Annotated in this window: 9 protein-coding genes; all 9 read left to right on the top strand. The window is 72.2% G+C overall.

What is annotated here, in order from left to right; genetic code table 11:
- The first annotated feature begins 305 nt into the window (after positions 1 to 305).
- The 9 genes from ACIQM4_RS07780 (at position 306) to ACIQM4_RS07740 (ending at position 11,786) form a co-directional block, all read left to right on the top strand.
- Complete coding sequence (locus tag ACIQM4_RS07780) at positions 306 to 1,658, top strand: DUF2690 domain-containing protein (RefSeq protein WP_401587458.1); 1,353 nt, start codon at positions 306 to 308, stop codon at positions 1,656 to 1,658.
- Positions 1,659 to 2,092: 434 nt separating this feature from the next.
- Positions 2,093 to 3,082, top strand: coding sequence for a malate dehydrogenase (locus ACIQM4_RS07775; protein ID WP_401587456.1), 990 nt, complete (start codon positions 2,093 to 2,095; stop codon positions 3,080 to 3,082).
- 229 nt (positions 3,083 to 3,311) lie between these two features.
- Positions 3,312 to 5,129: a hypothetical protein gene (locus ACIQM4_RS07770; protein ID WP_401587454.1), complete on the top strand. Its 1,818-nt coding sequence runs from the start codon at positions 3,312 to 3,314 to the stop codon at positions 5,127 to 5,129.
- A complete protein-coding gene (locus tag ACIQM4_RS07765) occupies positions 5,116 to 5,631 on the top strand; it encodes a hypothetical protein (protein WP_401587452.1) in 516 nt (171 codons plus the stop codon). Before ACIQM4_RS07770 ends, ACIQM4_RS07765 begins: the two co-directional genes overlap by 14 nt.
- Before the next feature lie 141 nt (positions 5,632 to 5,772).
- Positions 5,773 to 6,558 carry a hypothetical protein gene (locus tag ACIQM4_RS07760; protein WP_401587449.1) on the top strand — a complete coding sequence of 262 codons (786 nt, stop codon included), beginning with the start codon at positions 5,773 to 5,775 and terminating at the stop codon, positions 6,556 to 6,558.
- 92 nt (positions 6,559 to 6,650) lie between these two features.
- The gene (locus ACIQM4_RS07755) at positions 6,651 to 6,983 is read left to right on the top strand and encodes a hypothetical protein (RefSeq protein ID WP_401587446.1); all 333 of its coding nucleotides are present in this window, start codon (positions 6,651 to 6,653) and stop codon (positions 6,981 to 6,983) included.
- A gap of 204 nt (positions 6,984 to 7,187) precedes the next feature.
- Positions 7,188 to 8,639 (top strand): aldehyde dehydrogenase family protein, encoded by a 1,452-nt coding sequence (locus tag ACIQM4_RS07750; protein WP_401588212.1) that lies wholly within the window; start codon positions 7,188 to 7,190, stop codon positions 8,637 to 8,639.
- A gap of 493 nt (positions 8,640 to 9,132) precedes the next feature.
- A complete protein-coding gene (locus ACIQM4_RS07745) occupies positions 9,133 to 10,680 on the top strand; it encodes a GMC family oxidoreductase (protein ID WP_401587443.1) in 1,548 nt (515 codons plus the stop codon).
- Positions 10,680 to 11,786: a glycine betaine/L-proline ABC transporter ATP-binding protein gene (locus ACIQM4_RS07740; protein ID WP_401587440.1), complete on the top strand. Its 1,107-nt coding sequence runs from the start codon at positions 10,680 to 10,682 to the stop codon at positions 11,784 to 11,786. The genes ACIQM4_RS07745 and ACIQM4_RS07740 overlap by 1 nt, the downstream gene beginning before the upstream one ends.
- Positions 11,787 to 11,979: the final 193 nt, after the last annotated feature.

The raw sequence follows: 11,979 nt of genomic DNA, 5'->3' as shown, positions 1-11,979 counted from the left end.
TATTCCGGGTGTGGCACCGTCTTGCGCTGCGGTGCCGCCGGACCGAACGACCAGGGCTCGGCAATCCGCACACAGCAACGATGGGACACTGGTACGGGCGATCGGAACGGGAGCGCGCAACGGAGTGCGCCGCGGGTCCGAATTGCTCCCGTGCGCTCCCGCTCCAGGAACCGAGATCCTGGCTTCGCGCTTCCCTCTGGGTACGCCTGCTCCGCAAGGGCATGGGACCGAAGGGGGAATGGGCAGGGGGCAGGAAAAAGAGCGCGGGGCACATCAGGAACGTACGGGGGGACAAGGGGGAAGCAATGCCTCGTTGGAAAGCGCTGCCGGAGGGACTCGACCCGCAGGTCAGGGAGTTCGCCAACCAGCTGCGCAGGCTCGTGGACCGCAGCGGCCTGAGCGTCGCGGCCGTCGCGGACCGCACCGGGTACAGCAAGACGTCCTGGGAGCGCTATCTCAATGGACGGCTGCTCGCGCCCAAGGGTGCGGTCGTCGCGCTGTCCGAGGTGACCGGGACCAACCCCGTCCACCTCACCACCATGTGGGAACTCGCGGAGCGCGCCTGGAGCCGTTCCGAGATGCGCCACGACATGACGATGGAGGCCATCCGGATCTCCCAGGCGCGCGCCGCGCTCGGTGAGTTCGGGCAGCCCGCGGGGAAGAACGCGAAGGCGCCGCGCAAGCAGGGCAGCGCCGCCGCCGCGCCCTCGCGTCCCGGTTCCGCTTCCGGGCCCGGCGCGGCGTCGCGGGGCGCGGATCCGGAGCTGACCGACACCGGTCAGCAGCGGCGTGCCGCGAGGCCCGCGAGCAACGACGCGTTCGACATGACCACCAACCTGAAGATCCCGAGCGAGCTGACGCAGCGCACCGGACCGGGCGCGTCCGCCCCTGCCCGCCCCGGGGCCGGCCGTCCCGCGACGGGTGCTCCGGCAGCGGGCCGTCCCGCGCCGGGCCGCCCCGAGCACGAGCGGGACTTCGCGAGCGACTTCGAGCGCGGTTTCAGTCAGGGCCAGAGCTACAACAACCCGCCGGCCCCGGCTTCCTCCGGACGTTCCGCTTCCGCCCCGGCGGGGTCGGGCGGCGGTCACGGCCGCCCCGCCTCGCCCCCGTCGCCGCATCAGCCGTCGCACGACTCCGCGCCGGACCGTCAGCGCCAGCGGCGGAAGCTGACGATGTTCCTGGCGGGTGTCGTCGGTGCGCTGCTGGTGATCGTCGCCGCGGTCCTGCTGACCGGCGGGGACGACAAGGACAAGGAGCCCGAGGCGGGCAGGACGCCGGCCGCGACGCAGTCCGACGCCCCCGCGCCGAAGCTCCCCGCCGGGGTCAAGTGCAACGGCAAGGCGTGCGACGGCAAGGACCCCGAGGCGATGGGCTGCGGCGGCGAGTACGCCACCACGACCGCCCGCGGGAAGGTCGGCGTCGCGAACATCGAGGTCCGCTACAGCAAGACCTGCGGCGCGGCCTGGGCCCGAATCACCGGCGCAGGTTCCGGCGACAAGGTGACCGTCTCGTCGGACGCGTCGGCGGCCGGGCAGAACGGTGTCGTCGGCGCCGACACGGACGCCTACACCGAGATGGTGGAGGCGGCCACGGCGGACGAGGCGAAGGCCTGCGCGACGCTGGCGTCCGGCACGAAGGGCTGCACGGTCCCGGAGTGACCGAAGTACGTGAAGCGTCCGGAGTGACCGAAGTACGTGAAGCGTCCGGAGTAACCGAAGCATTTGAGGTGTCCGGAGTGACCGGCGCAGGGTGACCGGCCGGAAATTCCGCAAGACACGGAGCAAGTCACGGGAATGTCCGCCGCCCTCCGGGGCAGACGGAAGCTATCCCCCCACGGGTGTACGCCAGCCCGAGACGGCCGTTCGCGCTTCTCCTCCCTCTGCGCGGGCGGCCATCGGCGTGTCCGGGCCCGGGTCGCGCGGAGTCCCGGGACCCGCGGGGCGCCCGCCGTGGTGTGCGCCGTCCCACACGGACCCGGGGATCGGGCCCGTCCCCGGCGCGATAGCCTGACGGACGGACATCTCTCCATATCGAGATATCCCGCACAAGGGGCAGGGACCCCCGCCACTTCGCTTGTCTTACGGAGATCGCCATGACCCGCACTCCCGTGAATGTCACCGTCACCGGCGCGGCCGGACAGATCGGCTACGCGCTGCTCTTCCGCATCGCCTCCGGTCACCTGCTCGGCCAGGACGTGCCGGTCAAGCTGCGTCTCCTGGAGATCCCGCAGGGCCTGAAGGCCGCTGAGGGCACCGCCATGGAGCTCGACGACTGCGCCTTCCCGCTGCTCCAGGGCATCGAGATCACCGACGACCCGAACGTCGGCTTCGACGGCGCCAACGTCGCGCTGCTCGTCGGCGCCCGCCCCCGTACCAAGGGCATGGAGCGCGGCGACCTGCTCTCCGCCAACGGCGGCATCTTCAAGCCCCAGGGCAAGGCCATCAACGACAACGCCGCGGACGACATCCGCGTCCTCGTCGTCGGCAACCCGGCCAACACCAACGCGCTCATCGCGCAGGCCGCCGCCCCTGACGTACCGGCCGAGCGCTTCACCGCGATGACCCGCCTGGACCACAACCGCGCGCTCTCGCAGCTCTCGAAGAAGACCGGCACGCCGGTCTCCGAGCTGAAGAAGCTCACGATCTGGGGCAACCACTCGGCCACCCAGTACCCGGACATCTTCCACGCCGAGGTCGCCGGCAAGAACGCCGCCGAGGTCGTCAACGACGAGGCATGGCTGGCCGACACCTTCATCCCGACCGTCGCCAAGCGCGGCGCCGCCATCATCGAGGCCCGTGGCGCGTCCTCGGCCGCCTCCGCCGCCAACGCCGCCATCGACCACGTGCACACCTGGGTCAACGGCACGGCCGCCGGCGACTGGACCTCGATGGGCATCCCCTCGGACGGCTCCTACGGCGTCCCCGAGGGCCTCATCTCGTCCTTCCCGGTCACCTGCACGGACGGCAAGTACGAGATCGTCCAGGGCCTGGAGATCAACGACTTCTCCCGCACGCGCATCGACGCGTCGGTCCAGGAACTCAAGGAAGAGCGCGACGCGGTGCGCGAGCTCGGCCTGATCTGACCCGAAGCACGCAAGGAGCCCCCGGCAGCACGACCGCCGGGGGCTCTTCGCGTGCCGCGCGCCGGCGCTTCGTACGTATGACCACAAAACCACTCGTTCGGTGCCGATCAGGATCAAAGAGGTCCATCAGGGTGTGGTTCGCGACCTAGGCTGGCGCATCCCACACGCCCCACCCGGTACGTGAAGCAGCTGTGCGCGCCCGGGAGTTCACGGAGAACGAGGACCGCCCGTGACCCAGGCAACCGTCCCCCACCAGCCGTCCGACGGCAGGCACGCGCGCCCCGGGGGCAGGGCGCCGGTCGACCCCGCCCTGAGCGAGGCGTGCCGGCTGCTCTGTGTGGGGGTCTACCGGGACGGGCGGTTCCGCGAAGAGGTGATCGAGGAGCTGTACGTCCACGAGGAGCGGGTGACCGCCCCTTCGTACGGTTTCGACGCCGCGCGCGTCCTGGCGCACGCGCTGCGGGCACGGCGGCTCGAACTCGTCTGGGCGGCAGGCATGCTGGCGCTCTGGGCACTGGCGGTGACGCTTTCCGAGGGGCTGTTCCTGGCGCTGCTCGTGCCGTGCGTACTGCTGGCGCTGGCCCCGCTGATCCGGGGCTCGGCCCGACGGCCCGAGTGGGCGCGCCGGGTGCCGGCACTGCTCGTGCGCTGGTACGGACGCGGCATGTTCGGCTATGTGCTGCTGTGGCTCGTCGCGCGGGCCACAGCCGACCCGGAGGCCGGCTCCGACGGGGAGCAGAGCTGGCTCGACGCCGTCCTGGAACCCTTCCGAAGCGTGTTCGGCTGGCTCGTCGACCCCCTTGGCGGACTTGACCTCCTCGACGGCTACCAGCCGCCCCGGCTCGCCTGGCTGTCCCTGGTGTTCTTCGCGATGCTCGCCTTCGCGGTGGGCGCCCGGCGCAGGCAGTTCGCGTATGTCCTGGCCGAGGAGCTGAAGCCGGCCCGGTTCCAGGACCGCGCCCAGGACCGGGCGGAGGACGCGGAGGGATTCACCGGGCAGCGCGCGCAGCGGATGCGGCAACTGGTCGCCGTCGAGCAGGAGTCGCCGCTGATCATGTACGGGGTGGCTGACCCCTTCTGCGGAGCCGGCCGGCCGGTTCAGACCTGGGAACTCGCGGTCGAGCTGCGGCCCCGCGAGGACGCCGTCCAGCAGACCGTCGACAACCGGATGATCCTGGACCGCATCCGCCCCCTGCTGGAGGCCCTGCGCGTACCGTCGGCGCACGGCGACGCGGTCCGCGACCGGCTGCGCGAACTCTCCGTCGACGAGTGCGTGTTCATGCCCGCAGTCGACGCCCCACCGTGCGCGCAGACCCAGGGCGACCCCGGCTTCGTACGGGGCAGCCTGGCGGCGGCGGTCGAGGAGGGCGGTGAGACCCGGCGCCACTTCCTGCGGATCCGGGTCGGCGGCTGGGGCGAGGAGGTCGTGGTCACCGTCTTCGTCCGGGTGCACACGCAGGGCGGGATGCTGATGCTGGAGATCGCCCCGCACGTGCTCTCGCCGGTGCGACGCCAGTTCCGCGTCGCGGAGCGCTCCGCCAGGCGGTACCTGGACAGCGGGGTGCCGGGACGGATCGCGGGGGCGCTCGCCTCGACCCCGGCCACCCCGGTACGGGCGCTCGTCACGCTGGTGCGCGGGCTGATCGGCGGCTGGCAGCTCCTCACCGACCGCGACGACGAGGAGCTGAGGGACGGTCCCGACCTGTCGGTACGGGAGCTGGGCGCGGCCCCGCACTTCTCCCTCTTCCAGGACATGGACGTCAGCCGGTACCTCAAGAGCATGCAGGACCGGGTCGCGGGCGGGGTGAAGGAAGCGCTGCACGCGGCCGGCTGGCAGACCGGCGAGTTCGAGCAGAAGGTCATCAACGTGTCCAACGGCGGGGTCGTCATCGGGTCCGTGACCAACAGCGCGGTGGGCGTGGGGGCGGGCGCGCACGCCGCCACCACCAACACGGCCGGGCAGCACGGGAATCCGGGCGGACACAGCCCGACGGCGACGGGGCCCGCGGGTCCCGCACAGGGAGGGAACGGCAATGGCAGGAACTGAGCTCGGCGGCGGCAGCGAGAGTGACAGCGAGAGCGAGAGTGGCGGGGGCAGCGGTCGTGGCATTGGGAGCCCCGGTGGCTCCGGGATCCCCGGCAGTCCTGGTGGCTCCGGGAGCCCCGCCGTTCCCGGGCAGAGCGTGCGTCTCGGGGTGGTGACCGGCAGCGCGCTCACCTTCGGCGCCCACTCCTCCGCGACCACGAACAACTACGCGGGCCGCGAGCCCGACCCCGCACAGCAGCAACTCCTCATCGAGGTACGGGAGCTGCGGGCGGATCTGGAACGGCTCAACCGGACAGCGCCGTTGGAGGTGCTGGACGCCGAGCTCGTCGAGACCGAGAACGAGATCACCGCCACCGGGGCTGCGACCCCCTCCCGGCTCGGCCGGCTCCTGGCCGCGTTCGCACCCGTCGAGAGCATGCTGGCGTTGTTCTCGTCCGCGACGAATCTGGGGACGACCGTCAGCGAGCTCGTCGCCGCGCTGCCGCAGGGGCCGGGGGCCTGAGCGATGAGGCACGGGGAAGAGGGCGTCGCACGGCACTGGAACGGGGAGACGCAGCAATGGGAGCCGGGCCCGCCCCCACCACCGCCGGGCGCCGCGGATCCCGCAGGCCCGCCCCCACCACCGCCGGGCGCCGTGCGTCCCGTGCCCGCACCCCCGCCGGGCGTCACGCATCCCGTGCCCGCGCCCCCGCCGGGCGTCGCGCATCCCGTGCCCGCACCCCCGCCGGGACACGCCGGTGACCGCCTGCGCCGGTGGGTTACTCCCGTCAACGTCGCCGTGATCGCGTTCGCCCTGGTCGCCGGTGCGGGCGGCACCTGGCTCGCGCTGCGGGACGACGGGGCGGCGCCGGCACGGAGCACCCCAGCGCCGCCGGTCCCGGGGAGCACCGGCGCGCCCGCCCCAGGGCCCACCTCCGCACCCACCGGCAGCGCGCCAACGCCGTCCGACGGCCGGACGGCGCCGGACACCTCCGCCGGTGCGCAAGTCACCGGCCCCGGCGGCGTGGCCTTCTCCGTGCCGTCGGGCTGGAGCGAGAGCGACAACACCGGCGCGAGCGTCTTCTACCGGAACCCGGACGCGCCGGGTACCGACTACCTCCAGTTCTGGCCGATCACCGAGCAGTACCTCGGCTCACGCGAACTCCTGGACATCACCGCCCAGTCCCACGCCCGAAGCTCCGGCTTCGAGCAGATCTCGGTGCGGGAGGTGCCGGAGGCCGGGCAGGCCGAGGCGATGGAGCTGGTCTACGAGTACGACAGCAGGCAGGCCGGAGAGCGGCTGCGGGCCGTCGAGTGGGTGTTCCGCGCCGCGAACGGCAAGCAGTACGCGTTCCTCGCCGTGGGGCCCGAGGCCGACTGGCCCCGGCAGCTCGGCCCGCTCGCCACGGCCCTGGACCAGTTCACCGCGCCGGGCGGGGAGATTCCGTAGGACCTACCTCAGATGTTGATCAATTCGGGGTTCGCCGCACGCGCCGGAGTGCAGGCTGCCAGGACGGACGTACGAACCCCTGGGAGGTCCCCGTGCCCGGCTTCTTCAGCAGGCCCGAAGTGCAGGTCGTCGCGGTGAGTGACCGCGCCGAGATCCTCGACGCCCTGCGCCGGGCGGCGGACGGCGCAGACGAGGCCGAGCGGGCGGGCCTCGCCCGCGCCCTCGCGGTCGTCGAGGCCACGCCCGCCCGCGACCCCGCCGAGCTGCGCGGCCGCTGGGCCCGCGAACGTATCGAAGCGGCCGGCATCGAGCCCAAGGCGGACTCGATCGTCGCGATCAAGGCGCTGCGCAAGGCCGAGCCCGGACTGAGCCTGGCCCAGGCCGTCGCGCTCGCCAAGGAGGCTGCGGCGACCCCGCCGCGCTGAGGGAATATCGGGCTCGATCAGGCCTTATGTCTCCTATGTAAGTGACTCATGGCACTTTCGGTTACGTAAGCGGCATGGTTTGCGCGCGCCGGGGGAGGGGTTCCGCCGCCAGTTCTGCTGGCGGAACCATCTCGGGTAACGGAAGGCGTAAACGACGTGTCGGCTGAAAAGACCATCCATGTGGGCGGGGAGTGGCGGGCAGCCATGTCCGGTGCCACGCGCGACGTCCTCGACCCCGCGGACGCGAAGCCGTTCGCCGTGGTCGCCGAGGGCGACGCGGCGGACGTCGACGCAGCCGTCGCAGCCGCGAGCGAGGCCTTCGCGGGCGGGCAGGGCGTCTGGCCGCTGACCCCGACCGCCGACCGGGCCGCCCTCCTGCGCCGCGTCGCCGACCTGCTCCAGCGGGACCGCGAGGAGCTGGGCCGGCTGGAGGCGCAGGACGCGGGCAAGACCGTCGAGGAGGGCCGCGTCGACATCGACTGCGTCACCGACGCCTTCCGCTACTTCGCGGACCTCGTGATGAACGAGAGCGGCGGCCGGGTCGTCGACGCGGGCTCCCCCGAGATCCACAGCGTCGTCGTGCACGAGCCGGTCGGCGTGTGCGCGCTGATCACACCGTGGAACTACCCGCTGCTCCAGGCGAGTTGGAAGATCGCCCCGGCGCTCGCCGCGGGCAACACCTTCGTGATCAAGCCCAGTGAGATCACTCCCATGACGACCGTCGCCCTGGTCGGCCTGCTCGCCGAGGCGGGACTGCCCGCGGGTGTGGCGAACGTGGTCACCGGGCCCGGTGTCTCCGTCGGCGCCCGGATGTCCGAGCACCCCGACGTCGACCTGGTGTCCTTCACCGGCGGCCTGATCAGCGGTACGAAGGTGATGCAGGCGGCCGCCGAGACGGTGAAGAAGGTCGCCCTCGAACTCGGCGGCAAGAACCCCAACGTCGTCTTCGCCGACGCGTGCGCGACCGAGGAAGGTTTCGACACCGCCGTCGACCAGGCGCTGAACGCCGCGTTCATCCACAGCGGCCAGGTCTGCTCGGCCGGTTCGCGGCTCATCGTCGAGGAGTCCGTCCGCGAGCGCTTCGTCGCCGAACTCGCGCGCCGCGCCGAGAAGATACGCATCGGTCGCGGCACGGAGAAGGACGTCGAGTGCGGTCCGCTGGTCTCCGCGCAGCAGTTGGAGAAGACGGAGTACTACGTCGCGGCCGCCCTGGAGGAGGGCGCGGTCCTGCGGGCCGGCGGCAGGCGCCCCGAAGGCCCCGGCTACGAGGGCTACTTCTACCGCCCGACGGTTCTCGACGGCTGCCACCGCGGGATGCGGGTCGTGCGGGAGGAGACCTTCGGGCCGATCGTCACCGTCGAGACGTTCACGACGGAGGCGGAGGCGATCACCCTCGCCAACGACACCGAGTACGGACTCGCGGGCGGCGTCTGGTCCGCCGACGCGGGTCGCGCGCGCCGGGTCGCCGCGAAGCTGCGGCACGGCACGGTCTGGATCAACGACTTCCACCCCTACCTGCCGCAGGCGGAGTGGGGCGGCTTCGGCAAGTCCGGCATCGGCCGGGAGCTGGGACCTGCGGGGCTGGCCGAGTACCGCGAGTCCAAGCACATCTACCAGAACCTGGCGCCGGCGGCGGTGCGGTGGTTCTCGGGCTAGGGGGTTCCTGGCGGGGGCTGGGGGTGTGCTTTCGGCTTGCGGGCCGGGGGGCGCGGCTTGCGGCCGGGGCGCGGCCCACGGGGCGCGCCCCCCGGCCGCAAGCCGGGCGGCCGGCCTGCGGGGTGTGGCGGGTGGTCATCGTGCCGGTGCGTCGTGGCTGGTCGCGCAGTTCCCCGCGCCCCTAACTGCCTGCCCCCGGAGCCCTTAGGCCCCGGATAGTTCCGGCCCACCGATAGCTCCGGCCCGCAGTACCCCTGCCCCCCCGGGACCTCCCCCTCACCACACCCCAGCCTCCTTGGGCAGCGGGGCCGCCCCCCGGGGGCGGGACGGGTGGGCAAGGGGGCGGGCCCTCGCGCGGAGCGCCACGTCCTCCGCGACCGGCCCGCCCCGCGACCACCCGCCACTCGCCCGCCCCCTGCCCCCCCGCTCCCCGCCCCCCTCACTCACGCCCCGCACCTTCACCTTCCCTCCTCCAGAACAGGAGTCAGCATCCATGCCCGAAACCCCCCACCAGTACGACTACGTCGTCATCGGCGGCGGCACCGCCGGATCCGTGATCGCGTCCCGTCTCACCGAGGACCCCGGCGTCACCGTCGCCGTCATCGAGGGCGGGCCCTCGGACGTCGACCGCCCCGACGTCCTCACCCTGCGCCGCTGGATGGGCCTGCTCGGCGGTGACCTCGACTACGACTACCCGACCACCGAGCAGCCCCGCGGCAACTCCCACATCCGGCACAGCAGGGCCCGCGTGCTCGGCGGCTGCTCCTCGCACAACACCCTCATCGCGTTCAAGCCCCTGCCGTCCGACTGGGACGAGTGGGAGGCGGGCGGCGCCGAAGGCTGGGGGAGTGCGGCCATGGACCCGTACTTCTCCAAGCTGCGCAACAACATCGTCCCGGTCGACGAGAAGGACCGTAACGCCATCGCCCGCGACTTCGTCGACGCGGCGCAGACCGCGCTCGGCGTGCCGCGCGTGGAGGGCTTCAACAAGAAGCCCTTCGACGACGGCGTCGGCTTCTTCGACCTCGCGTACCACCCGGAGAACAACAAGCGCTCGTCCGCGTCGGTCGCGTACCTGCACCCGTTCCTGGACCGCCCCAACCTCCACCTCCTGCTGGAGACCTGGGCGTACCGGCTGGAGCTGGAGGGCGCCCGCGCCCGCGGTGTGCACGTCCGTACCAAGGACGGCGAGGAGATCCTCGTACGCGCCACCCGCGAAGTCCTCGTCTGCGCGGGCGCGGTGGACACCCCGCGACTGCTGATGCACTCCGGCATAGGCCCGGCCGCCGACCTCGAAGCGCTCGGCATACCCGTGGCCGTCGACCTGCCGGGCGTCGGCGAGAACCTGCTGGACCACCCCGAGTCGGTCATCGTCTGGGAGACGGACGGGCCGATCCCCGAGAACTCGGCGATGGACTCCGACGCCGGTCTGTTCGTACGGCGCGACCCGCAGCACGCGGGCCCCGACCTGATGTTCCACTTCTACCAAATACCGTTCACCGACAACCCGGAGCGCCTCGGCTACGAACGCCCCGCGCACGGCGTGTCGATGACCCCGAACATCCCCAAGCCGCGCAGCCGCGGCCGGCTCTACCTCACCAGCGCGGACCCGGCCGTGAAACCCGCCCTCGACTTCCGGTACTTCACCGACGAGGACGACCACGACGGCCGCACCCTCGTCGACGGCATCAAGCTCGCCCGCGAGATCGCCAAGGCCGCCCCGCTGGCCGGCTGGCTGAAGCGCGAGGTGTGCCCCGGCCCCGAGGTCACGTCCGACGAGGACATCAGCGAGTACGCACGCAAGGTCGCGCACACGGTGTACCACCCTGCGGGTACGTGCAAGATGGGTGCCGCCGACGACCAACTGTCCGTCGTCACGCCTGACTTGAGGATCAAGGGACTCGACGGAATCCGCATCGCGGACGCCTCGGTCTTCCCGACCATGCCCGCCGTCAACCCGATGATCGGGGTCCTGATGGTCGGCGAGAAGTGCGCAGAGCTGCTCCAGAAGAAACCCACCAATTCCGGAGGTGCCGCGTAATGAGTACGACGACCACTGCAAGCACGGACAGCGCCGAGAGCCCCGAGGGCACGGGCGGCTCCGAGCCCGTCTTCTCCGTGCGGAACCTCTGGAAGGTCTTCGGCCCCAAGGCGGAGAAGATCCCGGGGGACAAGGACCTCGCCGGTCTTTCCGTCGCCGAACTGCGTGCCCGTACCGGCTGCACCGCCGCCGTGCGCGACGTGTCCTTCGACGTCCGCAAGGGCGAGGTCTTCGTCGTCATGGGCCTTTCCGGGTCCGGCAAGTCGACCCTGGTGCGCTGCCTGACCCGGCTCATCGAGCCGACCTCGGGCAGCCTCGCCATCGACGGCGAGGACGTCCTCTCCATGGACAAGGCACGCCTGCGCCAACTGCGCCGGCACCGCGCCGCCATGGTCTTCCAGCACTTCGGGCTGCTGCCGCACCGCACCGTGCTCGACAACGTCGCGTACGGCCTTGAGGTGCAGGGCATGAGCAAGGCCGAGCGCCGCGCGAAGGCCGCCGAGGTCGTCGCCAAGGTCGGCCTCGACGGACTGGAGGACCGCCGCCCCGGCCAGCTCTCCGGCGGCCAGCAACAGCGCGTCGGCCTGGCCCGCGCACTCGCCGTCGACCCCGAGGTACTGCTCTTCGACGAGCCGTTCAGCGCACTCGACCCGCTGATCCGGCGCGACATGCAGGAAGAGGTCATCCGCCTCCACCAGGAGGAGGGCCGCACGATGGTCTTCATCACGCACGACCTCAACGAGGCGCTGCGCCTGGGTGACCGCATCGCGCTGATGCGCGACGGTGAGATCGTCCAGCTCGGCACCCCGGAGGAGATCGTCGGCTCCCCGGCCGACGACTACGTGCGTGACTTCGTCCGTGACGTCCCGCGCGAGCAGGTCCTCACTGTGGCCACCGCGATGCGGGCCCCTGAGCCGGGCGACGCGGAGTCCGGTGGTCCGGCGATCGCGCCCGGAGCACCTGTCTCCGAAGCGATCGAGGCCCTGGTCCGCACCGGGGAGCCCACCGCCCGCGTGATGACTGACGGTCGCCTGCTGGGCATGGTCGACCGGGCGTGCCTGCTGGGCGTGGTAGCGGGAGCTCCGGCCGTGGCGGTGAGCGTCTGATGAGGTGTGCGAGTACGACCTTCCGACATCCCGCGGGTTCATCGTGGCTGGACGCGCAGTTCCCCGCGCCCCTGGAGGCCCGCCGCCCGAGCCGCCTTGGGCGGCGGGGCCGCCCCCCGGGGGCGGAACGGGCGGGCAAGGGGGCGGCCCCCCACGCGGAGCTCCGCTCCCCGGCCCCGGCCCACCCCTGCCC

Origin of the sequence: Streptomyces sp. NPDC091272 (assembly GCF_044757485.1) — a bacterium.
Classification (GTDB): domain Bacteria; phylum Actinomycetota; class Actinomycetes; order Streptomycetales; family Streptomycetaceae; genus Streptomyces.
This window is presented reverse-complemented; position numbering and strand designations above follow the sequence as displayed.